22 protein-coding genes are annotated in these 23,505 nt (G+C 63.0%); 10 read left to right on the top strand and 12 right to left on the bottom strand.

The genetic code is table 11. The features are described from left to right. Nucleotides 1-57 precede the first annotated feature (57 nt). The gene (locus ABH922_RS22135; RefSeq protein ID WP_424808961.1) at nt 58-312 is read left to right on the top strand and encodes a hypothetical protein; all 255 of its coding nucleotides are present in this window, start codon (nt 58-60) and stop codon (nt 310-312) included. A 1,012-nt stretch (nt 313-1,324) separates the two neighbouring features. On the opposite strand, the gene ABH922_RS22130 is transcribed toward ABH922_RS22135, so the two are convergent. The 7 genes from ABH922_RS22130 to ABH922_RS22100 all read right to left on the bottom strand — a co-directional run bounded on the left by ABH922_RS22130 (nt 1,325) and on the right by ABH922_RS22100 (nt 8,361). Further along, nucleotides 1,325-1,612, bottom strand: coding sequence for a hypothetical protein (locus ABH922_RS22130; RefSeq protein ID WP_424808960.1), 288 nt, complete (start codon nt 1,610-1,612; stop codon nt 1,325-1,327). Nucleotides 1,613-1,755: 143 nt separating this feature from the next. Then, on the bottom strand, nt 1,756-2,589 hold the full coding sequence (locus ABH922_RS22125; RefSeq protein ID WP_424808959.1) for a mycofactocin-coupled SDR family oxidoreductase: 834 nt from the start codon (nt 2,587-2,589) through the stop codon (nt 1,756-1,758). 52 nt (nt 2,590-2,641) lie between these two features. Beyond that, nucleotides 2,642-3,490, bottom strand: coding sequence for a mycofactocin-coupled SDR family oxidoreductase (locus ABH922_RS22120; RefSeq protein ID WP_424808958.1), 849 nt, complete (start codon nt 3,488-3,490; stop codon nt 2,642-2,644). A gap of 22 nt (nt 3,491-3,512) precedes the next feature. Beyond that, nucleotides 3,513-4,526 (bottom strand): ABC transporter permease, encoded by a 1,014-nt coding sequence (locus ABH922_RS22115; protein WP_424808957.1) that lies wholly within the window; start codon nt 4,524-4,526, stop codon nt 3,513-3,515. Between the two features lie 8 nt (nt 4,527-4,534). Continuing rightward, a complete protein-coding gene (locus ABH922_RS22110) occupies nt 4,535-6,064 on the bottom strand; it encodes a sugar ABC transporter ATP-binding protein (protein WP_424808956.1) in 1,530 nt (509 codons plus the stop codon). A 20-nt stretch (nt 6,065-6,084) separates the two neighbouring features. Next, complete coding sequence (locus ABH922_RS22105) at nt 6,085-7,383, bottom strand: sugar ABC transporter substrate-binding protein (protein WP_424808955.1); 1,299 nt, start codon at nt 7,381-7,383, stop codon at nt 6,085-6,087. 60 nt (nt 7,384-7,443) lie between these two features. Next, the gene (locus ABH922_RS22100; protein ID WP_424808954.1) at nt 7,444-8,361 is read right to left on the bottom strand and encodes an alpha/beta hydrolase; all 918 of its coding nucleotides are present in this window, start codon (nt 8,359-8,361) and stop codon (nt 7,444-7,446) included. A 277-nt stretch (nt 8,362-8,638) separates the two neighbouring features. Here ABH922_RS22100 and ABH922_RS22095 point away from each other — a divergent pair, with 277 nt between their 5' ends. The 5 genes from ABH922_RS22095 to ABH922_RS22075 all read left to right on the top strand — a co-directional run bounded on the left by ABH922_RS22095 (nt 8,639) and on the right by ABH922_RS22075 (nt 15,186). Further along, a complete protein-coding gene (locus ABH922_RS22095; RefSeq protein ID WP_424808953.1) occupies nt 8,639-10,600 on the top strand; it encodes an alpha-ketoacid dehydrogenase subunit alpha/beta in 1,962 nt (653 codons plus the stop codon). Further along, entirely contained in the window at nt 10,594-12,213 is a 1,620-nt protein-coding gene (locus tag ABH922_RS22090) for an AMP-binding protein (protein WP_424808952.1), read from the top strand. Before ABH922_RS22095 ends, ABH922_RS22090 begins: the two co-directional genes overlap by 7 nt. 31 nt (nt 12,214-12,244) lie before the next feature. Continuing rightward, nucleotides 12,245-13,057, top strand: coding sequence for a helix-turn-helix domain-containing protein (locus ABH922_RS22085; protein WP_424808951.1), 813 nt, complete (start codon nt 12,245-12,247; stop codon nt 13,055-13,057). Between the two features lie 86 nt (nt 13,058-13,143). Then, nucleotides 13,144-13,698, top strand: coding sequence for a Fur family transcriptional regulator (locus ABH922_RS22080; RefSeq protein ID WP_424808950.1), 555 nt, complete (start codon nt 13,144-13,146; stop codon nt 13,696-13,698). A gap of 33 nt (nt 13,699-13,731) precedes the next feature. Further along, the gene (locus ABH922_RS22075) at nt 13,732-15,186 is read left to right on the top strand and encodes a catalase (protein ID WP_424808949.1); all 1,455 of its coding nucleotides are present in this window, start codon (nt 13,732-13,734) and stop codon (nt 15,184-15,186) included. A 68-nt stretch (nt 15,187-15,254) separates the two neighbouring features. Here ABH922_RS22075 and ABH922_RS22070 read toward each other — a convergent pair whose 3' ends face one another. Together ABH922_RS22070 and ABH922_RS22065 are read right to left on the bottom strand one after the other, a co-directional pair. Then, entirely contained in the window at nt 15,255-16,559 is a 1,305-nt protein-coding gene (locus ABH922_RS22070; protein WP_424808948.1) for a sensor histidine kinase, read from the bottom strand. Beyond that, nucleotides 16,556-17,260: a response regulator transcription factor gene (locus ABH922_RS22065; protein ID WP_424808947.1), complete on the bottom strand. Its 705-nt coding sequence runs from the start codon at nt 17,258-17,260 to the stop codon at nt 16,556-16,558. Before ABH922_RS22065 ends, ABH922_RS22070 begins: the two co-directional genes overlap by 4 nt. A 224-nt stretch (nt 17,261-17,484) precedes the next feature. Between ABH922_RS22065 and ABH922_RS22060 the strand changes: the two genes are divergently transcribed. Together ABH922_RS22060 and ABH922_RS22055 are read left to right on the top strand one after the other, a co-directional pair. Next, nucleotides 17,485-17,928: a light harvesting protein subunit alpha gene (locus ABH922_RS22060; protein WP_424808946.1), complete on the top strand. Its 444-nt coding sequence runs from the start codon at nt 17,485-17,487 to the stop codon at nt 17,926-17,928. 152 nt (nt 17,929-18,080) lie between these two features. After that, nucleotides 18,081-18,884, top strand: a complete 804-nt coding sequence (locus ABH922_RS22055) for a metal-dependent hydrolase (protein WP_424808945.1) — start codon at nt 18,081-18,083, stop codon at nt 18,882-18,884. A 16-nt stretch (nt 18,885-18,900) separates the two neighbouring features. Here ABH922_RS22055 and ABH922_RS22050 read toward each other — a convergent pair whose 3' ends face one another. From ABH922_RS22050 to ABH922_RS22040, 3 genes are all read right to left on the bottom strand, one after another. Then, nucleotides 18,901-19,605, bottom strand: a complete 705-nt coding sequence (locus ABH922_RS22050; RefSeq protein ID WP_424808944.1) for a DUF6891 domain-containing protein — start codon at nt 19,603-19,605, stop codon at nt 18,901-18,903. A 94-nt stretch (nt 19,606-19,699) separates the two neighbouring features. Next, nucleotides 19,700-20,731, bottom strand: a complete 1,032-nt coding sequence (locus ABH922_RS22045) for an ABC transporter substrate-binding protein (RefSeq protein ID WP_424808943.1) — start codon at nt 20,729-20,731, stop codon at nt 19,700-19,702. Nucleotides 20,732-21,091: 360 nt separating this feature from the next. Then, on the bottom strand, nt 21,092-21,415 hold the full coding sequence (locus ABH922_RS22040) for a hypothetical protein (RefSeq protein WP_424808942.1): 324 nt from the start codon (nt 21,413-21,415) through the stop codon (nt 21,092-21,094). Nucleotides 21,416-21,556: 141 nt separating this feature from the next. Here ABH922_RS22040 and ABH922_RS22035 point away from each other — a divergent pair, with 141 nt between their 5' ends. Further along, nucleotides 21,557-22,588, top strand: a complete 1,032-nt coding sequence (locus ABH922_RS22035; RefSeq protein ID WP_424808941.1) for an LLM class flavin-dependent oxidoreductase — start codon at nt 21,557-21,559, stop codon at nt 22,586-22,588. Nucleotides 22,589-22,793: 205 nt separating this feature from the next. Then, entirely contained in the window at nt 22,794-23,420 is a 627-nt protein-coding gene (locus ABH922_RS22030) for a class I SAM-dependent methyltransferase (protein ID WP_424808940.1), read from the top strand. The last annotated feature ends 85 nt before the right edge of the window (nt 23,421-23,505 follow it).

Here is a 23,505-nt window from a genome sequence, read left to right as displayed (position 1 = left end):
TCTGCACTGCGGGCCCGATCTCCACATCCGACGAGGCGGACCTGCCCGGGAGTGAACATGGCCGTTGCACAGTTCGAAGGTGCCGAGCAAGCCTTCACCGGTGACCAGCTCACCTCGAATCTCGATCCCGTCAGCGCGACCGATCAGCCTCTCGACATCGGATCTCAGAGCTCCAGCAGTTCAGATGCCACCCTGTTGACGTTCGGTCAGATCGTTGTGTGGGCGGGAGACCTGCACGGCGATCCGCTCGACCGGTCGGTACCGACAAGGGTCGCGGCGAGCCCTCCAACCGCACCACGACTGCTTGCGTAACGACCGCCGTCCACGATCGGGAGGAACGACGCAAATGCGCTGGGAAGGACTGACGTGCAGAGCAAGGCCGATTTCGCCCGGACGGCCTACCAGGTGGCGGTGGACGCTGCGCGCCGGCTCGGGTTTGCACACTGCCTCGACGTGCTCGCCACCTGAAGGTTCGGCGTGTCGGAAACCGAATGCCGCTCAGGCTGGCTGAGCGGCATTCGGGTGTCGACGCCCCGCAGGCGCCTCTCGGCGGGTGGTCGCTCGTAGCGACAAATGGGGTGGGGCCCGGGGCTTGCTCGGACGCCGACAGGGGGTTCAACGGACCTGCTCCGAGATTTGTTCCCGACGCCCATGACCTGCTGCGGAGCTGCTAGAGCACGGGCGTTCCGCCGCGTCCGACCACCAACCACACCGAGTCGGAGGCGGTGTCGTACGGATTGGAGAGGCGGTGCGGGGTGACGGATTCGAAGTTGATCGAGTCACCCGGCCCCAGCTCGTAGGTGGCGAAACCGACTGCACCATCAATTGGCCGCTGAGAATGTATCCGTACTCGTGGCCGGGGTGGTGGATCAGGTTGTCCTCGGGGCAGGACTGACCGCCCGGTGCATAGGTGACGTGCAGGAAGTCGTTCGCGAAGTCATGCCCCTTCGTCAACCTGCCCCAGGTGGCCCCGCCGATCTGCAACTCGGGTCTACCGACTGCGCGCTGCACCGGCGACCCCGGGGGATCCTGGCGATCGACCGGGGTCGGGTCCACGGTCCGGGCGGGCGTGGGTGCGGCGGGTGTGGGCAGTTCGGCGTTCTGCGGCATCAGATCGTTCAGCGACAACCCCAATTCGGACGCGATCGAATAGAGGGTGCCGACCGACGGGCGGGTACGGCCGAGCTCGACCTGGGAGATGAAGCTGGCGAGACGTCGACGCGTCGCGCCATCTCCCGTAGCGAGATACCCAGTTCGAGCAGCAGCACAGTGAGTTCGAGTCGCCGGGTCGTGATGCGTAGCGAGGAAGGTCTGGTGGGTGAACCTAGCGGTGGCGGAGCAGATTTGCCTTCATGGCTCCGCACAGTCCGGCCGCAGCGGGCCCGTCGACCACCTGACGCAGGCGGTTGTAGTACCCGTGCCGTGGCAGGCCGAAGGTGACGAAGATGTCCTCGGCGCTGGGGCCGCTCCAATGCCGCCACTTGATCGCGAAGTCGAGCAGCTCGTCGCCGTACGTGCGGCGGCGGCCACTGGCCAACTGCCGGCGGGCGTTGAGGCAGACGTGCTCGTCCAGGCATTGACTGGCAGGTCGGGTGAGGGGGGCGATGGTCATGGTGACGTTCTCCGGTAGCGGTGGATGGGGTGCCGAAACGAGAAAGGGCGGTTGGCCACGGGTTCTCGCAAACCCTGCAGCCAACCGCCCTTCTCGACGACTTCACGTGAACACCTGCACCTTTCGGTGTCGGTACTCGGTAATTACATGACCAGCGTGCCGCCGTCGACAGGCAGAGCGACACCGGTGATGTAGCGGGCCTCGTCCGAGGCGAGGAACTTGACGGCGTTGGTGACGTCGTCGTTCTCGACCCAGTCGATGGGGTAGAGAATCATGCTGTTCGATGCTGCGGCGAAATCGCTCTTGACCGGGTTTTCCTTACCGGGCACGAACTGGTTGTACATCGCCTGGTTCTGCACCATCGGGGTGTCGACCTGGGTGGGGTTGACGGTGTTGACGCGGATGCGGTGCGGGGCGAGTTCCTGGGCGAGGGTCTTCATCAGGCCGACGACGCCGTGCTTGGCCGAAACATAGTGTCCGACACCCGTGTACGCGCGTAGCCCGGCGACCGACGCGGTGAGGACGATAGCGCCGCCCGTGCCCTGCTCGATCAGGTGGGGGATGGCGGCCTTGACGGTGCGCCAGACACCGCTGAGGTTGACGTCGATCATCTCCCCCCACTTCTCCTCGTCGAGTTCGTGGGTGTCGCCGAAGGAGAGGATACCGGCGTTGGCGATCACGATGTCGACATGCCCGAAGCGGTCGATGCCGGCTTCGAGAGCCAACTTCACCGAATCGAAGTTACGGACGTCGGCGTGGGAGAACACGATCTGTCCGCCGGCTTCCTCGACGAGGCGGACGGTCTCCTGCAGGTCGTCCTCGGTTGCCAGCGCGTACGGGACGGTGTCGTTGTCCTTGACGGAGTCGAGGGCGATGATGTGCGCGCCCTCCTGTGCCAGACGCAGGGCGTGATTGCGGCCCTGTCCACGCGCTGCACCGGTGATGAAAGCAACCTTGCCTTCGAATCTTCCTGTCATGACCATCCTCCTGTTGTGCTGAATTCGGTATGTATGTGAAGCAGTGAAGGTATTACTTGACCAGTACGCCGGCGTCGACGGGAAGCGCAACCCCGGTGATGTATCTGGCCTCGTCCGATGCCAGGAACAACACCGCGTTGCTGACGTCGACGGACTCGACCCACGGAACGGGTAATGCGTTCATCGCCTGCGAGAGTGGTGCGAAATCCTCACGGGTGGGATTGTCGAGACCGGGGCAGAACAGTTGGTACATGGCGTCGTTCATGATCATCGGGGTGTCGACCTGGGTGGGGTTGACGGTGTTGACCCGGACGCGATGCGGTGCGAGTTCCTGGGCGAGGGTCTTCATCAGGCCGTTCACACCGTGCTTGGCCGCCGTGTAGTGCGCGATATTGCCGTACCCCTTGAGCCCGGCAGCGGAACTGGTGAGGATGATCGCGCCGCCGGTGCCCTGATCGATCAGGTAGGGAATCGCAGCCTTGGCGGTACGCCAGACTCCACTGAGATCGACGTCGATGACGGTGCCCCACTGGTCTTCGGTGAGCTCGTGCGTGGGTGCCGGAATGTTGATTCCGACGTTCGCGCAGACGATGTCGACTCGGCCGAACTTCGCTACACCGCGGGCCAGTACTCCGGCGACGGAGTCGAAGTTGCGGACGTCCGCCACCTCGGCGTGGATACGCCCACCGGCGGACTCGACCAGCCGGACGGTCTCGGCCAGCTCGTCGGCGTCGGCCAACTCGTACGGTACGCCCTCGATGTCGGCGCAGAGGTCGAAGGCGATGACGTCCGCGCCTTCTTCTGCCAGGCGGATCGCGTGAGCTCGGCCCTGTCCGCGGGCGGCGCCCGTGATGAAGGCGACCTTGCCGGCGATCCTGCCGGTGCGTGCGGTAGTGCTCATTTCTCGACTCCGTCTGCTGCGTTCACTTGATGACTCCGTACCGGCGACGGTCGATGGTCAGGGCCACTGCGGCGATGACGACGATGCCCTTGATGACAAGTTGTGTGTACGGATCGACCGAGGTCAGATCCATACCGGCGCTGAGCAATACGATCACCAGTGCGCCGAGGATGGTGCGGTGTGGTCCGCCGACGCCACCGGAGAGTGCGGTACCACCGACCACCACTGCCGCGATCGAGTTGAGCAGGCTGGGTCCGGCGCCCATCGGGACGCCGGTGCTGGCCTGCCCGGTGAAGATGATTCCGGCGATCGCGGCGACAGCGCCGGCGACCGCGAACACGGCCAGCTTGGTGCGTTGCACCCGTACACCGACGAGGGCCGCAGCGCGTTCGTTGCCGCCCACCGCGTACATGTGGCGACCGAACGAGGTGCCGAATGCGAGTACGGTGGCGCCGATGGTCAGGAGGAACGCGATCAGCGCACCGTTGGGTACGTTGGGGATCATCGACTCGTTGACCAAACTTTGCAACAGGTTCGAATTGTACGAGACCGGGCCACCTTTGGAGACGGTATTGGAAATTCCGTCGAGTACGGACATCATACCCAAGGTCACCAGGAACGACGGTACTTTCAGCATCGTCGTGATCAAGCCGTTGACCAGGCCCACCAGAGCACCCGCGCCGATTACCAGGACGATGGCCAGTGGCCCACCGAACTTGTCGATCCAGGTCGCGATCAGGATGCCCGCGAGAGTGGCCGTGGCAGCGACCGAGAGATCGATACCGCCGATCAGGATGACAAACGTGCCGGCCAGCGCCAGAACGGTGAGGAACGCCATCTGGTTGAGAATATTGTGGGCAGAGGAGGACGAGATGAAACTGTCGGTGCGCCACTGGAAATAGATGACGAGTACGAGTACGGCAACCGTCGGGACGACGATGTTGCGGTGCTGATCGAGTCGACCGAGCAGCGCGCGTGCGCCCGAGTGCGACGTGGCATCGCCGGTCGGCGATTGCTTCGAGAGTGTCTGGGTCACTGCATTCCTCACATCATGTGCTTGATCACGTCGAGTTCGGCGGGCTTGTTGTCTGCGGGAGCGGCCAGCTCTGCGCTGATCGCCCCGTCCTTCATGACCACGATGCGGTCCGACATGCCGATCACCTCTTCGAGGGATTCGGCACACAGCAGCACCCCGACGCCGGAAGCCGCCATCGAGCGGACCAGGGTGTAGATCTCCTCACGGGTACCGACGTCGATACCGCGAGTCGGATCGCTGAGGACGAGTACCTTGCATTCGCGGCCCTGCCAGCGCGCGAAGATTGCCTTCTGTTGGTTTCCGCCACTGAGTTCACCGATCGGTGTGGACAGCGACGGGGCCTTGACCTGCAGGGCACGGGCGAGCGTCGCGGTGCGCTCGCGTTCGGTGTGCAGTGCGAGTAACCGCGTCCAGCGGTGCCGTAGCAGGTCGAGGAATCCGATGGAGATGTTGTTGCGGATGGACGCGCTGCGGAACAGGGAGTCCTGGGCGCGCTCCGGCGGGATGTAGAGCACTCCGCTGGTGACGGCCGCAGGAACAGACCAATGTGTACGGTCTTGTCCGGCAACGTGAATGGAGCCTTCCGACAGTGTTTCCGCGCCGGCAACAGCTGCCGCGACCGAGGCCTTGCCCGAGCCGATGACACCGGCCAGGCCGACGACCTCGCCCGGCCGGATCACCAGGTCGACGCCTTCGAACTCGCCCGCACACGATGCGCCGCGCAGTTCGACCAACGCAACATCCGAGGTGGCACCGGTCTGATCGCCTTCACGGTAGTAGTCGGCGCTACGTTCGCTGCCGACCATCAACTCGTGCAGGCGTTCTGCGGTGACACCTTCGGCAGGCAGGGTTTCGATGGAGCGCCCGTCTCGCAGCACCAGCAAGCGGGTACTGATCCGGAGCACGTCCTGCAGGATGTGGGAGACGAAGATGAAGCAGACCCGGTCGCGCCATCCCTCGATGAGTGCGAAGAGGATCTCCACCTCCGTCTCCGTGAGTGCACTGGTCGGCTCGTCCAGCAGGATCACCGGAGCCGCCGACTCTTCGGTGATCCTCGAGAATGCCCGCGCGATCTCGACCAATTGCCGTTGTGGGTATGTCAATTCGGCGACGACGGCATCTGCCCGCAGTCCGTCGATGCCGAGCTCGTCGAGCAGCTTCTGCGCAGCATTGCGCAACTTACGTCGCCGACCAGGCCCGATTCCACCGATCTCGCCCTCACATCCGAGATAGATGTTCTCGTACACGCGTAGCGCGTCGACGAGGGCCTGTTCCTGCACGACGACCGAGATGCCGAGGTCGCGTAGCGTCCGGGAATGGCCGAGTTCGACTGCTTCGCCGTTGACGTGCAGCTGGCCGGAATCGGGCCGAACGGTGCCGGTCAGAACCCCGATCAATGTCGACTTTCCGGCACCGTTTTCGCCGATCAGCCCGAGTACCTCACCGCGACTGACGTCGAGGGAGACGTTCTGCAATGCGTGGACCGGCCCGTAACTCTTCGAGACACCGCGCAGGCTGATTGTTGCTGTTTCGGTCATTGCTGTTGTTCCGCTCACTGTCAGGCCACGAGTTGGTCTTTGTACTGCAACAGCGGTCCGGAGGTGAACGCGCTCGCGTACTCGGCGCGGACGCCGGCGATGTCGGCCGAGCCCCAAGCGCTGTTGAGCTTGTACTGATCCTGCGGGACGCCGGTGTAGTACTCGCTGGGGTCGATCGGGTTGAGCACGGTTTGCGGATCCCAGTCGTCCGGGTGCAGTGCCTTGCTCATCTTCGCCCAGTCGAACGGCAGCGTCGACGCGTAGACGGTTGCGAGGACGTCGTCGGCGATATCCGGGGTCACCAGCAGGGCGCCCTGGGACAAGAACCGTTCGGGGAGAGAGAGATCGATGCCGTTGAGCTGGTCGAAGATGGTGACGCCGAGAATGCCTGCCGTCAGACCGCCGACCGTCGAGCTGGTCAGGTATTGCTTGCCCTGCGCGATGTACTCGACGTTCTGCTTGTTGCCGTCGAAACCGACCACGATCTTGCCGGTGATCTTCGCTGCGTCCAGTGCTGCGATGACACCCGCTGCCTGGCTGTCGTTCTGGGCGAACACACCCACGAAATCCGGTACCGAGGGAAGGATGTTCGTGAACGCCTTGCGGGAGTCCTCGGACGTCCAGTTACCCGGCGATGCCGTGACGATCTTGATGTTCGGGTAGCCCTCGAGTGCCTTGTTCAGGCCGGCGGTGCGCTGATCGTCTGCAGACGAACCCTTCTGTCCCGGAACATGAATGATGGTTCCGGAGCCGCCGACCTTGTCGAAAAGTGCCTTCGCGGTGGCGATGGCGATCTTGGTGGAGGGCGGGGTGATGAAACGGACCCACTTGTCGGCGTCGGCCGGGGTGTACCAGGCCGGTGCGGTGTACGAGCTGGCGTACAGAATGCCCGCTGCCTGGCATGCCTTGGTGACCGCCGCAGCCTGTGCCTCGGTGGCAGGTGTGCCGAACATGGATTTTCCGCCGGAGGCCTTGACGTTGCCGACCTGTCCGAGAGCGGTGTTGACGTTGCCCTGATCCTCGACGGAGGAGATGCCGACTCCGAGTGCATCCATCGCTTGCTTTCCACCGTCCGAGAACGCCACGAAGTAGTCGTTGGACAGCGTGGTCACCTGGCAGAGGGTCTTTTCCTGGACCTTGCCCGCGCCGGCGCCGCCACCTGATGCAGAACTGGTGGAACCGCCGCCGGCACCGCAGGCCACCGCGCCGAGCGTGATACCTGCTGCGCCCATAGCGGCGAAGAAGGAACGTCGGGTCAGTGGATGAGAGAACGTCGCGTTACGAGCTACGTCGACGATCTTCGATTCGATCGAAGGCATGATCACATCCTTGTGTTCACGAGGTGTTCTCGAATGGGGGAATGAAGCGGGGAGGGGCGACTACTTCGCCGACAGGTGCCGGCTGAACCAACGCGATGCGTGCTCGGCAGCGACGGCGAGCTTGGACTGATCGCTGTAGAGGGTCATGTGCGAGGTGTGGGGCAGTACGACCAATTCCTTCTTGGTGGTCGGAATGTTGTTGAAGCTGTCGATTTCCAGATCCCACAGCGTCAAGTCGTCACCCTCGGCGACGATCATCATCGACGGGGTGTTGAGGATGCGCGGGACGAAGTAGTTGACGTCGTAGTCGAGCAGCAGATCGACCGACTCCATGGTGGAGCTGTTCTGGTAGAGCGGGGCCTCGGTCGCCTGGAGCGCAGCGAAGGTGGTCTTGGTTTCCGGGAACGGCCACGAGGACAGTTCTTCTTCCGGATTCTCGCTCGCGTGGGGGATGTGCAGGCGGGCCTCGGGATCGTCGTAGCGCAGCTTGCGGTCTTCGAGGATGGCGTCCCAGAGCTTGCGGTAGCCGATGGTGCCGTGGATTCGGCGCATGTTTCGGTAGCCGTCGATCACCGGAATCTGCGAGACGATCGCCTTCACGCGGGGATCGGTGGCGGCGAGGATCATGACGTGTCCACCGGAGTAGGAGATTCCCCAGGCTCCGAGACGGTCGTTGTCGATACCGTCGGTGCGCTCGAGGAAGCTCAGCGCGTTCTGATAATCGCGGATCTGCTGCTTGGGATCGAGGTGCTGGCGGGGTGCGCCGTCGGAGACTCCCAGGTTGCGGTAGTCGAAGACCAGCGCAGCCATGCCGGCGTTGACGAAGGCCTCCGCGTAGTACGGCATGACCAGTTCACGGACGTAGCACCAGCCACCAGCCAGTACGACGGCTGGAACGTCCTCGTCGGTGTCGGGACGGTACAGCCAGCCGCGGACGGTGACTCCGTCGCTGGAAAATTCGACATCTTCACGGCGCATTGCGTGACTCCTCATGTAACGGGATGAAGCTGAACGGAAGAAAAAGGTAAAGAAAACGGACGGTCTTCTCGCCGTGGGAATTACGGCGTCGGCTCGATGCGTGTCGGCTGATCGGTCGAAGGAACGTCGCGGATCCGAAGTACTCGCCAATCGTGAGTCACCTCACAGGCTTTGTCAAGTGCCACTGGACAGTGGGTATTTTTCGTCGGTATAGTCCCCGCTACGCACTGCGTACGTATTGACAACGAGCGCAGCATCATTGGAGGTGCCCCCGGTTGTGAACAGCGAAGAAGCACTACAGGCCTACGAGAAGATGCTGTTGATCCGGCTCATGGAGGAGCGCATCGCGGCGCTCTACAAGGGCGACACCATCCCCGGATTCGTCCACACCTCTATCGGTCAGGAAGCCTGCGCAGTCGGCGCCCTGATGCATGCACGGGTCAGTGACGTGATCACCTCGACCCACCGAGGTCACGGCCACGTACTGGCGAAAGGGCTCGAGCCCGATCGGATGATGGCCGAGTTGATGGGTAAGGAAGCCGGGGCCAACAACGGTCGCGGCGGGTCCATGCACGTGGCGGATCCGAGGCTGGGGATTTTCGGAGCCAACGGCATCGTCGGCGCCGGGCTCCCGATCGCCGTCGGCGCGGCGTTCGCCTTGCGCGAGCGTGGCGAATCGGACTTGGTGGTCGCATTCTTCGGCGACGGCGCTATCGCCACCGGCGCGTTCCACGAGGCGATGAACCTGGCGTCGCTCTGGAAGCTGCCGATCATCTTCCTCTGCGAGAACAACGGCTACTCGGAGTTTTCGTCCACCGAAGACCAGCACCCGGTCGCCATCTCTGCGCGAGCTGGTGGATACGGTATGCAATCGATCATTCTGCCGGGCAACGACGTCGAGGCCGTGGCCGACGGTATCGCCCCCGTGTTCGAGCAGGTGCGCGCCGGCAACGGTCCGGTGTTCGTCGAGGTGCGAACACTGCGTGTGCACGGGCACTACGAGGGCGATCCGCAGGTGTATCGCGACAAGGAGCAGATGGCGCGCGACGTACTCGCGGCAGATCCATTGGTTGTGAGTCGAGTTCGATTGTCGAAGAGGGGAATTGCTCAGTCCGTGATCGAGTCGGTCGACGCTCGTGTGCTCGCCGTCGTCGACGAAGCCGAGCGTTTTGCGAGAGCGTCACCGCAGCCCGACATCTCGACGGTCATGGACTACATCTATTCTCCGTCACCTCTGGTGGATACCGGCATCCTCGCCGACCCGGACGGGGCCGTTGTGTCGCAGTCGCGAATCATCAAGCAGGCCCTCGACGATGCGCTGGCCGGCAATCCCGACGTGTTCCTGGCCGGTATCGACGTGGCAGGCGGAAACGTCTTCGGTTTGACCCGTGGGCTGGCGGCGAAGTATCCGGGTCGCGTACTGGACACCCCGATCTCGGAGTCCGCGATCATGGGTTTGGCGATCGGTAGTGCCATGGCGGGCCGTCGGCCTGTCGTCGAGCTCATGTATCTGGACTTCCTCGGAGTCTGCTTGGACCAGTTGATGAATCAGGCTGCCAAGCTGCGCTTCATGACCGGTGGGGCCGTCCAACTCCCACTGGTGGTGCGTACCCAGTTCGGTTCGGGACGCTCGTCCGGGGCGCAGCATTCGCAGAGCCTCGAAGCGCTGCTGGCGCACATTCCCGGTCTGATCGTGGTGATGCCGAGTTCCGGCGCAGATGCGTACGGATTGCTCAGGGCTGCAATCGAAGACGACAATCCAGTGATGTTCGTAGAACACCGGTTGCTGTACGAGAAGAAGTCCGCGATTCCGGGCGAAGGCTTCCGGGTTCCGTTGGGCAAGGCCGCCGTCACCAGGGCGGGTACCGACGTCACGATCGTGTCGTGGTCGCGGATGGCCACACATGCACTGACTGCCGCCGACGAGTTGGCGGCACTGGGAATCGAGGCGGAGGTGATCGATCTGCGCACCATCGCGCCGCTCGACCGCGAGACGATCCTCGAATCGTTCCGCAAGACCAATCGGATGGTGATCGCCCAGGAAGCCGTCGTCGACTTCGGTGTCGGCGCCGAAATCGCAGCGATCGCCGTTGATTCGGGTTTCCATTCGCTCGACGCGCCGGTGGTCCGGGTGGGTGCACGATACTCGCCCGCTCCGTACGCCCCACTGCTCGAACGTGAATGGGAGGCCGGTCCGGACGACATCGTGACGGCAGTGAAGCGGGTGATGTCGTGCTGAGCGCAACACGCGAGATCGCTCCCGCCGCTTCCGGTCCGACCTTGCCCGAGCTTCTGCAGCGCGCTCAGCGCGCCTTTCCGAAGGCCCTGGCGGCAGTCGACGAGGACTCACGGCTCGACTTCAGTGAACTCCTCGATGCTGCACGTCATTTTGCCGGAGCGTTGCACGCCACGGGGTTCGAGCCCGGCGAGGTGGTACTGGTACAACTCCCCAACTGGTGGGAGTCCCTCGTCGCCGCGTGGGGTACGTGGTTGGCCGGCGGAGTGTTGTTGCCGGTGGTGCCGATCTATCGGGCCCACGAGCTTTCCTTCATCATCGAACAGGTGTCCCCGACGGTGATCGTGGCACCCTCCGAATTCCGTGGATACCGGCATGCCGATCAGTTGCAGGCGCTCATTCAGGAGAGCCGCCGGGGCATCCTGCTGGTCGAGGTTCGCGGTCGAGGGGGAGTGCGGCGAACCACCTTCTCGGATTTGATCGGCTTCGGTAGTGGAGTCGAATTCCACACTTGTCAAGCGGAACCGGATGACATTGCGCTGATTCTCTACACCTCGGGGACCACCTCGGCCCCCAAGGGCGTGCTGCACAGCCATCGCACTCTCGTCGCGGAGAGCGCGTCCATGATCTCCCATTGCGGAGTGGATGCGAACGATCGGGTGTTCATGCCGTCACCGCTGGCGCACATCACCGGCATCTCGTACGCCGTGGTACTTCCGGCCGCAGCGGGGTGTGCAACCGTTCTGATGCAGCGGTGGGAACCGACCGCCGCGCTCGCTCTGATCGAGAAGGAAGCATGCACCTTCACCGTCAGTGCGACGCCATTCCTCCGGGGGCTCGCCGATGCCTACGCGAGCAGCATTCTGAGTCGATCCAGCCTGACCAGATTCGTCTGCGGTGGCGCCGGCATCCCGCCGGAGCTTGTGCGCCGCGCACATCGAGAGATGGGCACAGCCGTAGTACGTACGTATGGTTCGACTGAACTGCCGACACTGGTGATGGGCGATCCGTTCGGGGACGTCGACGGGCAGAGTGAGAACGAAGGCCCACTGATCGGTGGCAACGAACTCGCGCTCGACGACACCGGTGAACTGCTGGTCCGAGGCCCGGAGCTGTTCGTCGGCTACGTCGACGCCACCCTCAACGAGGACTCGTTCACCGCCGACGGATTCTTCCGCACCGGCGACGTCGCCCTCGTCGACGAGCAGGGGCGCGTCACGATCACCTCTCGGATCAAGGACATCATCAATCGTGGCGGCGAGAAGTTCAGTGCCGCCGAAGTGGAGTGGGCGCTGGAACGGCACCCGGCGGTCGCCGAAGTTGCGGTGGTCGGATACCCGGACGACGAACTCGGCGAGCGGGCTTGCGCTTTCGTCGTGGCCGACACGCGGCCGCCGAGTGTCGGTGATCTTCGAGACTTCCTGCTCGCCGAAGGCTTTGCCGTGCAGAAAGCGCCCGAGCGGGTCGAGATCGTTTCCGCACTTCCTCGGACGGAGAGTGGGAAGGTCCAGAAGTTCCTTCTGCGCGGGGCATTAGTCTTGAACGCACAGACGGTCCCCCCGACTGACGGAAGCGAGCTCGTAGATGACGGCATCAGGCGCACGATCAGCACGTAGTGCGGCATCACGCGGTACATCGGAGTCGGCTGTGTCGCCGAGGAAATCGGTTGCCGAGAAAGCTACCGCGAAGAAGTCGGCCGCGAAGAAAGTCGTAGCGGCAAAGAAGGTCGCGCCGACGACGGCCGTGGTGAAGAAAGCTGCGCCGAAGACGGCCGTGGTGAAGAAGGCCGCGTCGAAGACGGCTCCGGTGAAAAAGGCCGATTCTTCGGTGCGGAGCACGACCGCGACGAAGACATCGACGCGGAAGAAAAAGACGGAGGACAGCGGTTTGGGCACATCCGTGGGCAAGACGGTTCGAGCCGAGCGAACGAAGCAGGGCATCCCGGTACGGGAACTCGCCAGGCGTCTCGGTGTGTCCCCGTCTTTCCTTTCCCAGTTCGAGCTCGGCCAGAGCCAGGCCGCCGTCAGCACCCTCTTCGCGATTGCCACGGAACTGAATCTCTCGCTCGACGATCTGCTCGGAAACAACGTCGACCAGGATCGTGACTCGCAGCCGCATCCCGCTGCCCGGACACCGGAAGACGCCAGTGTGGCCGACTGCCTGACCTTCCGCTCGGGCGTTCGATGGCAGCGACTGGGGAACGTGCCGGACAATCATCACATCCAGTTCCTGCTCACCGAGTACGAGCCGGGTGCTGATTCCGCGCCGGGAGATGCACCGCAGACGCACTCCGGAGACGATTACGGGTATGTGCTCGAGGGCACCCTGACCATCGACATCGACGGGCTCCGTCGACTGCTCAAGACCGGTGAGGCGATACATCTCGCGGGCAATGTTCCGCACCGTCTGCGTAACGAGACCGACAAAACGGTAAAAGCCCTTTGGTTCGTTTCCGGGTGAGTTCCGCCGCGTTGTGAGCCCGGTCACCAGTCTAGTTAGGTAATCCTTTTCTTGACTAATTCCAGAAAGCGCGCATACTGGTTGACATGCGAGAAGAAAAAGGTGACTTCGACCCCCGGGCGCAATTGCGCGCTGCGGGGCTCAGGGTTACCGCACCTCGTCTCGCGGTCCTGAATGCAGTTGCAGCCCAGCCGCATTCGGACGCCGATTCTGTTGCTGTGCAAGTGCGGCAACAGCTGGGATCCGTATCCACTCAAGCCGTGTACGACGTGCTCAAGGCATGCGTCCATGCAGGCCTGCTGAGACGAATCGAACCGGCAGGCTCGCCTGCTCGATTCGAAACCAGGACGGACGACAATCATCATCATCTGGTCTGCCGTCAGTGCGGGTCGGTAGTCGACGTCGATTGTGTTGTCGGACAAGCTCCTTGCTTGGAGCCGTCCGACAGTCACGGCTTCGAGATCGACGAAGCGGAGGTCGTCTTCTGGGGTCGTTGTGTGGATTGCCAGAAGAACACGGCCGAACCGGCCGTTGCGCCGGAAGCGGATTCTCAGAACCTCGATGATGCTCCTCGGAAACCCGAACCAGCCCCGGTGCGTGCCTCGCATGCGCTCGGTTCGGGAGCAGTCCCACTGCTCTGAAGCACAGCCAACTCGATGCCAGGAGGCTTCGCCATGACCAAGCCCACTACCAACAATTTCGGTATCGCCGTGGCCAGCGACGACGAGTCGCTCACAGCAGGAATTCAAGGCCCGGTACTCCTGCACGACCATTACCTGATCGAAAAGCTCGCGCAGTTCAATCGTGAGCGAGTGCCGGAGCGCATCGTTCACGCCAAAGGCGGCGGTGCCTTCGGTGAACTGGTCATCACCCACGACGTCAGCAAGTACACCAAGGCGAACTTCCTGCAGCCCGGTAAGAAAACCGAGTCACTGGTTCGCTTCTCCACCGTTGCCGGTGAACAAGGCAGCCCCGATACGTGGCGAGATCCACGCGGCTTCGCGTTGAAGTTCTACACCGACGAGGGTAACTACGATCTCGTCGGTAACAACACGCCGGTGTTCTTCATCAAGGATGCCATCAAATTCCCCGACTTCATTCGTTCGCAGAAGCGACTGCCGGGCTCGGGGTTGCGCGATCACGACATGCAGTGGGATTTCTGGACGCTGCGCCCGGAAACAGCGCACCAGGTGACCTGGCTCATGGGTGACCGTGGCATCCCGAAGAGCTGGCGTCACATGGACGGCTTCGGCTCCCACACCTACCAGTGGGTCAATGCGGCCGGTGAACGCTTTTGGGTGAAGTACCATTTCAAGACCGATCAGGGTATCGAATTTCTCACCCAGGCCGAGGCCGACACCCTCGCCGGAACCGACCCCGACTACCACCGCGCCGACCTCTACAACGAGATCGAAGCCGGCAACTTCCCGAGCTGGACTCTCAAGGTTCAGGTCATGCCGGTGGACGAGGCGCAGGGCTACCGGTTCAACCCGTTCGATCTCACCAAGGTGTGGTCGCAGAAGGACTACCCGCTCATCGAGGTGGGCAAGTGGACCCTCAACCGCAATCCGGAGAATTTCTTCGCACAGATCGAACAGGCGTCGTTCGAGCCGTCGAATGTGGTGCCGGGCATCGGATTCAGCCCGGACAAGATGCTACTCGGCCGGGTGTTCTCCTATGCCGACGCGCACCGGTACCGTATCGGCACCAACTACGCCGACCTGCCCGTGAACGCGCCCAAGAACGAAGTGAACTCCTACTCCAAGGAGGGTGCGATGCGGTACAGCTTCAATTCGCCGTCGACGCCGGTGTACGCACCCAACTCCTACGGCGGACCACACGCCGATCCTTCGGTGGCCGGTGACGAAGGCCTGTGGTCCTTCGACGGCGAAGCCGTCCGAGCCGGATACATCGAGCACGCCGAGGACGGCGACTTCACGCAGGCAGGCACCCTGGTGCGTGAGGTTCTCGACGACGCGGCACGCGATCGTCTGGTGAGCAACATCGTCGGCCATGCATCCGACGGCGTCAGTGAAGACGTGCTGCTGCGGGTCTTCGAATACTGGAAGAACGTCGACCCGGATCTGGGTAAGCGCGTCGAAGAAGGTGTGCGCGCCGGCGGTAAGTGATATTCGGATGCGGACCGCTGCAGTGGAATTGGATTCCGCTGCAGCGGTCCGCATCTGTTCGGAGCGCGTCAGACCGGGTTGATCGTGAACGCCAGTCTGGTGCCGCCGAGTGGACTTTCCTCGAGCCAGGCTCGGCCGCCGTGTAGATGTGCCTGCTGGGCCACCAGTGCGAGTCCGAGCCCGCTTCCCTCGGAAGCTGCTGTTCCTCGGACGAAGCGATCGAACATAGCCTCACGCTCGGCCGGATCGATCACCGCTCCGTCGTCGTCGACGTAGATTGTCGCCGAACCGTCGGTTGCACCAGGGCGGACGATGATCTCGATGGTGTCGGCAGAGCCGTGCCGAACGGAATTGGTGACGGCATTGGTCAACACGAGGCGGATCCCGGCAGGAAACGCCCGCACTGTCAGTTCGTCCGGCACCGTCAGCCGAATCTCGATGCCGGGATGAAGCCGACGTGATTCTGCGGCAACACGATCCGCCACCTCCGCCAGGTCGACTGCCGCACAGTCGCCCGGATCGGCGACATCTCCCAGGGCGAGTGTCTCGAGGTCTGTCAGGGTGCGTTCGAGCTGTCGTTGAGCGGCCAGAAGTTCGGTGGACAACTCGCGTCGCTGCGGCTCGGTCAGTTGCAGGGTCGCGAGAACTTCCAGATCGGTGCGCATCGATGTCAACGGGGTGCGCAGCTCGTGTGCAGATACCCGGGCGAAGTCGCGCGCCGCTTCGAGGGCTTGCTCGGTTCGATTGCGGTCCAATTCGATTCGGCTAAGCATGCTGTGTATCGCCTCGGACAGATCCTCGGCTTCGCGGGTGCCGCGAATAGACGGTGCGCGGCGCGACAATCCGTCGACGTCGAGGTTGTTGCCGATGGAGCTGGCGGTCCGGGTCAACTGCTGGAGCGGGCGGACGGCCCGGCCGGTGAGAATCCAACCCAGTCCCGATGCGGCCAGAATCGCTACCACTGCCGCCGTGGCGACCTGATATTGCTGCTCTTTAATTGCCTGGGTAAGTGGATCTTCGGGGATGCTGACCGCCAGAGCGATCCCGCTCTCTCCGGTGATTGCGACATCTCGAGTGCGAATCACATCCGCCGGCGCTACGGTGGATTCGTTGGTGTACTGCGATACCGGTGCGGGTTCAGTCGGATCCCACGGAAGCGCCGGCTGCATCGGCGTGACGGACTCGGCCCGCAGCGCGTACGTCGAATCCGCCGGAACCCCCAGGGTGACCGAATTCAAGGTGCGATCCAACTGCTCGGAACCGTTGACCCGCAAGAACACCGCAAAAGCGACGCCGACGGCGGCAATGACGATGCCGGCCGCCAATCCCGATGCAATGGCCACGCGGGCTTGTAGCGAGAGTGAACGCTTCATCGCTGAGCCCGCAGCACGAATCCCACGCCGCGCACGGTGTGTATCACCCGTGGCGCCCCGTCGATCTCGAGTTTCTTACGCAGATAAGTGACGAACACGTCGACGACGTTGGTGTCGGCTGCGAAATCGTACCCCCAGACCAGGCGTAGAAGTTGCCGGCGGCTGAGCACCGTACCGACGTTCTCGGCAAGCACCGAGAGAAGATCGAATTCGCGTTTGGTCAGCTCGACACGTTCGCCGGCGATGTGAACTCGATGGCCGGGCAGATCCACCGTCAGCGGCCCGACGGTGATCGGACGCTCGATGCTCGGCGGTGTCTGCGTCGTACGCCGAAGCAACGCCCGAAGCCTGGCCACCAACTCGGCCAGTTCGAAAGGTTTGGTGAGATAGTCGTCTGCGCCTGCCTCCAGGCCGGCGATGCGATCACCTACGGAGCTACGGGCGCTCAGGACACAGATCGGGACGTCGTTGCCGATCGCACGCAGCGCCGTCACCACCCCGACGCCGTCGAGGCCGGGCATGTTGACGTCGAGGACCACGGCAGCCGGGCAGCGATTGTTCACCGACGACAATGCCGATCGACCGTCCGTCGCGGTTTCCGTTTCGAAGCCGGACAGGCGCAACCCGCGTTCGAGGGAGGCCAACACTTTGGCGTCGTCGTCGACGATCAGAATGTGCTCGGATGTGCTCACCAGGGCCATATTGCCATCGGCGTCGGGACAGGCGAGGCCACGAGTAGGTCCGCTGAGCTGCCGGTACCGCCCTGAACTGCCGTGTCGTGGCTACTGCGCAAGGGCAGTGCGAGTGCATTCTCACCAATTCCTAAGAAAGCGACAACGGAACCGCAGTGTCACGTCCATAACTTCGAGTTCATCGGATGCAAGCGCACCGAGAAACCACAGCAGTCCAGATCGAGGAGAGAACGATGACGCGAATGACACTCAACGGTAAGCAGGCCCGCCGAACCGGTGCGGTGGTGGCATCCATGGCAGCACTGGGCATGGTCATGGTACCGGGAATCGCCTGGGCGTCGAACCCCATCGCCGAAGGATCTCCGGTGGCCGTACAAGCCGTCGACGGGACTCGGTCGACAGCGCCGAGTGCCTCACTGGAGCTGTCGTGCGCTTCGATCGCGACCATCTCCGACGACGAGCTGCAGAAACTCATCGACGACGGCACAGTGATCCAGGCGTTGCCCTCCCAGGCACTGCCGGACGGTCTCCAGATCATCGAAGCCCTGCCCGAGCAGGGTGACGAGTCCGTCGAGTGGCAGGGGACGTTGCCCGAGAACCTCAACGTCGAGGGGTTCCAGACCGCGCAGGCTGTTCCGTCCGACAGCGACGCCGGGGTGTGCGCAGTAGTCGGCTGACGGCAGGCGCGGCCTGTCGGTGGGATTTGTTACGTTCTGGGGTAGCCCCGGCATACACGCCGAGGCTGCCGCCGACGGCGTCACGGGTGTGGTGACTGGTTCCGAGCGTTGGATGCTCGGAACCAGTTGCGTTTTGAAAGGTGTTGTGTTTCATGGTCATGGGCCCCACCCACGCAATGTCCGGTGCTGCCGTGGGGCTGGTGGTTGCCGAGTTGCTGCCGTTGGACTGGGGCGGACCGACCTCCACTGCGGAAACGCTGACCTTTGCCGGGGTGTGCGCCGGGGCGGCACTGCTTCCCGATCTCGATACCGGCCAGTCGACGGTGTCGCGCTCGTTCGGCCCGCTCAGCAAAGCGCTCGCCAAGGGAGTCGACGCAGTCTCGGTGGCGTTCTATCGAATTACCAAGGGACGCAAAGATGGTAAGCGTCGGGGTGGACACAGGACGCTCACGCACACGGCGTTGTTCGCCGCGGGCCTCGGAGTCGGAGTGTCGACGTTGGTGGTGCAATTCGGAAAGCCCGCGATCATCATCACGTTGTTCTTCTGCCTCGGATTGGCAATTCGTGGATTGGCCGGTGAACTGGCGAAAGAGAAAGGGTGGCTTGCGGTATCGGGAGTTTCGCTGGCTCTTTCCGCCCTGACGTGGCAGTGGTATCCCACCGACGCAGGCTCGACCGGGCTCGGAGTCGCCGTGGCCCTCGGTTGCGCCACACATTGTCTCGGCGACGCAATCACCAAGGAGGGAGTGCCCTTTCTGGCACCTTTGATTCCACTCGGTGGTAAACGGTGGTGGGAACAACGACTACCGTCGTTCCTGTCCATCCGGGCCGGCGGAAACGCCGAGAAGATCGTGATCGGGCCGCTCCTGACCCTTCTGACCATCTGGTTGACCGTCAACGCCTTCGACGGTGCACCGGAAGCCGTCTACGCGGTATTCGATTCGTCGAAGCACTGATTTTGCTCCGAATCTCCTACTGCGGTAGCGGTTTGTGCCACTGCACGTCGATGAGACGTATGCGTTGATTGTGGTCACCGTCCCAATCGACCCGCAGACCGTGCGCCCGGAGAGTGTCGGTGATCTGGCGGCCGACGGCCTGATCGGTCTGCGCGATCACCTGCAGCCGAGCATCGGCATCACCGTTTGCGGCCGCCGAAAGCAACACCGGATCGAGATCGGGCGCCGGACGAAACGAGCTGTAGGACAGGTAGAGATCGGCACGTTCGTCGCCCAACTGCTCGGCATCCTGCATGTGAAAGAACGTGTACGCCCACTCGGCGAACCGATAGCCGATGTCGTCAGGTTCCGTCGCAGTGCGCTCGGCATCGATTTCGGCGGTGCCGCACGTCACACAGCAGGCGAAATTCATTCGTGCGAGGATACCCATCTTACCGAGATCGTCGAACGCGGCCGCCACCCGCGAAAAGTCGCCGGGATTCGTCCAGGTGCTCTGCTCCGCGAGCCGTTCAGTCCATACCTCCAGCACGACGGTATCCACTCGACGACCGTTGTCGTCGTCCTCGTAGCCGACGTCGACATGGTCGCGGGCCGCCGCGCAGGCCTCGTCGAATGTCATGAACCCGGGCGCGATCAGTTCGCGTGCCCGCTCGCGGACGTCGGCGAGGTCGATCGCCACCGGGGCAGGCGGCTGCGGACGCCGTAACCAAGCGAATTGCATAATCGCACCGTACTGCAATCGTGAGAACCAGTCGGATACGAAAACAGCCGCCGCTCGACTCCCACGAGTCGAACGGCGGCCGTTGTTCATCGGGCTACTTACCGAGCTTTGCCTGCAGATCGTCGAGTACCAGGCCCGCGCCGGTCGGACCGAGTCCGAGGAACCAAGTCTCGTCACTGACCTCCACGGCGTGACCTTCCTTGACGGCATTCATGCTTTCCCACAACGGCCCGGCGACCACTGTGGTCTGGCCGGTATCTGCGGGCTTGCCGTAGCTCGAGTAGAAGATCCGATCGCCTTCGGCTTCGGTAATCGTCTCCGGGCTGACCTCGACAGCCAATTCGTCGATGTCCTGGATGGCGGGACGGGGAAGTCCTACGTCCTTCAAGATGACACCGATGAACGACAAATTGCCGTACAGACGGAGCTTGCCGGACATGAACCGCACCAGCGAGATGGTAGGCGAACCGTCGATGGACTGCCGCACCCGATCGGCATGCTCCTGGTAGTCGTTGAGAACCTCGACGGCCTTGGCTTGCTCGTCCAACGCGGCGCTGGTGAGGAGGAAGTTCTCCTTCCACGGGAAACCGGGGCGAATGCTGAAGACGGTCGGGGCGATAGCCGACAGCTGCGAGTACAGCTTGTCGGCGCGCAACTTACTGCCCAGGATCAGGTCGGGATGCAGAGCGGTGATCGCCTCGAGGTTGAGGTTGTTGGTGGTACCGACATCCGGTACCCCCGACAGCTTGTCGGCCAGGTAGGACGGCTGGCCTGCCGCGCTTTCCGGGCTGGCGATACCGACCGGCGTGATCCCGAGCGTCAGAACCTGGTCGAGTTCACCACTGTCGAGCACCACCACTCGGGTGGGCTTGCTCTCGATGACGGTCTCACCGAGTGCGTGGGTGACCGTGCGTGGAAACTGGCCGGGGGCAGCGTCGGTGCCCAGCTTGGCGGTTTCACTGTCGGCGGTGCTGAACAGCGTGCCGCCCGTAGCCACGTCGGTATTACCGGTGGCGTTACCGCCCGCGTCGGACGTGCCACAGGCGGTCGCGGCGAAAATTGTCGCCAACGCGATCATGGCCACCCGGACGGATGTCCGACCCCGAAGTGTAGTGCGAGATGTCATTAGGCCAGCCTAGCCTGCGGTTTCGGTGATTGTCAGCGTGGCGTCGGAGCAGCCGGCAGGCATCTCGAAACGGCGTAACCAGCACACCGGCGGCATCATCGGACCACTCGATTCCGGCGCAGCCGGTCGCCCGTTCGCCTTCTCCCCACGAAATCCGATCGACACTCGGCAAATTCGTGGCACCGCGACGATACTCCCGCCCGGCCGCTCGCCAGTGACCAGTTGGATACTCGGTTCGAGACCACTGGCCGCTGCGGCCAATCGGCTGTCACAGCTGTACCCAATCGGCTGTCACAGCTGTACCGAATCGGCTGTCACAGCTGTACCCAATCGGCTGTCACAGCTGTACCGAATCGGCTGTCACAGCCAGGGCTCGATCGGCTTCTTCACCCACATGATCTTCTCGTCCGCATGCGCGCGGGCTGTCTCGGGACGATCCGGGTGCGCCGCTGCCCAGATTTCCTTCTGATCGAGCAGGTCGGCGGCAATTGTCCAGGTTTCCCGCGTGCTCGGCGGGTTAGCTCCCGCAGCCCGAGCCAATTTACGGAGGCGGTCGTCTGGCAGAGCCAGCAATTCGGTGCTGCTGATATCGCGATCCCAGGCAAATTTTGCGAGACCGACCGCTTTTTCGCGACGGCTGCGGCTGGCTATGTCGTTGTGCGCAAAATCTGGATCAGAACCCACCTGACCAGCTTATCGCCCGGGCGAAGATGAGCACGGATCGCAGACGGTCGATGTCGCCGAGTCTTCAGGGGCCCGAACCTTGCCCATATGATGGTTGTACGGTCAACAACGCATCACTTCCTCTCCGATCTAGGGGTCTTCATGCCTGCTCGCTCCACACCACTGCAGAATCTCGGGTTCTTGACGATCGGTCTGTTCGACGAGCATCGACCCGAGCTCGGGCACGAGTCGACGCTGGAGATCATCGAACTGGGCGAGCGGCTCGGGTTCGACAGCGCCTGGTTGCGGCATCGGCACCTTCAATTCGGGATTTCCTCGCCGATTGCGGTCATGGCCGCCGCTTCACAGCGCACCCGAAGGATTTCCCTGGGAACTGCCGTGACACCACTGGGTTGGGAAAACCCCATTCGCCTGGCGGAGGATCTCGCGACGGTCGACATATTGTCCGGTGGCCGGGTGAATCCAGGTGTCAGCGTCGGGCTGCCGATGCAGTACGAACGAGTCAAGGAAACGCTCTACCCGGATACCGCGGACATCGAGGACTTCAGTTACGAACGTGTGCAGCGCCTCCTGCGCGCTGTCGAGGGGCAATCGGTATCGCAATGGAGTGGAACCGAAGGATTCGAGCAGTATTCGAATCGGGTGCAGCCACATTCACCAGGGCTGCGTAGTCGAATGTGGTACGGCGGAGCGAGTGTGCGATCCGCCGAATGGGCCGGGGAGGCCGGGATGAACCTGTTGGTGAGCAGCGTGGTCAGAGCGGAGGAATCAACGGACTTCGACGACATTCAGCTCTCGCACATCCAGCACTTCCGGGCCCGGCATCCCGACGGTGACGCGGCGCGCGTATCGCAAGGGCTGGTAGTCATTCCGACGGACTCGGCATCGAACGAGCAGGTCGCGAAGTATCGGGAGTATGCCCAGACGAGGCTCCCACGTACCACGACGCCGCAGGGGCCTGCCCGCATGATGTTCGCACCCGATCTTGTCGGCACCTCGGACGAGATCGCAGACATGCTCTACGACAACGCGTCCTTCCGTGCAGTGGACGAGGTGGCGTTCGCGTTGCCGTTCAGTTTCGAACACGAAGACTATGTGCAGATATTGACGGACATGGCTACTGCGCTGGGCCCGGCTCTCGGTTGGTCGGGTCCGAAAAATGATGATGCATAAAGAGTTTCGGTATCGCAGCGGGATCCGCGATGGCTGATACCGTCGTCCTGTTGCGGCCGGGCGGGTTTCGTATCATATTGTGTGAGAACAATTTGCCTGCCTCTCCTGGCTTCGGCGCGGTCGTGACATTCCCCTCGACCGCCGTTACTCGACGGCAGATACGCGGAACATTTCGTGAAGCTCGGGAGCCGGCGAAGTTGACGGAATGGAACAGGGGACCACTGTGTCGGAAGAGATCGTCCGCGAGTCGTATTCGACCAGGTTCGACGAGTATGTAGAACTTTTCGGTTCCACTGCTTCTGCGCACCCGTCCGATCGAGAACTGGTGGGAACGTGGACCGACACCTTGACCGGTCCGGTGCTCGACGCCGGCTGCGGACCGGGGCAGTGGACGAGTTTCATGGCGGGGCGCGGAGCCGTCGTGAACGGGATCGACGTGGTCCCCGAGTTCGTCGAGCATGCGCGTCGGCAATACCCCGGCCTCACCTTCGACGTCGGTAGCTTCGAGGCATTGCGCACGGCGGCAGCGTCGTTGGGTGGTGTGCTGTCCTGGTATTCACTCATCCACCACAGTCCTGAGGACATCCAGATCCCGCTTGCGGAGTTCGCGCGCGTGATTCGGCCGGGTGGTGGGTTACTGGTCGGATTCTTCGAAGGATCGACCAGAGGTCCTTTCGATCATGCCGTTGCGACCGGCTACCGGTGGCCGGTGGCCGAACTCGGCGCAGAGTTGGCCGACGCCGGATTCGAGGTGATCGAGACCCACACTCGAACCGGGGGCGGTTACCGGCCTCATGGCGCGATCACGGCCCGCAGGCTCCGAGCCGGGTGACGGCAGAGATCCGAGCAGGAATTCGTACTTCGAGTCGGGGCGACCGGCGATTTCACCTAGTCTGCCGGCGGCGGTCGATCTGGAT

Source organism: Rhodococcus sp. 27YEA15 (assembly GCF_049739425.1).
Lineage (GTDB): Bacteria > Actinomycetota > Actinomycetes > Mycobacteriales > Mycobacteriaceae > Rhodococcus_F.
The sequence above is the reverse complement of the archived record's forward strand: the minus strand, read 5'-3'. Positions and strand labels throughout refer to the sequence as shown.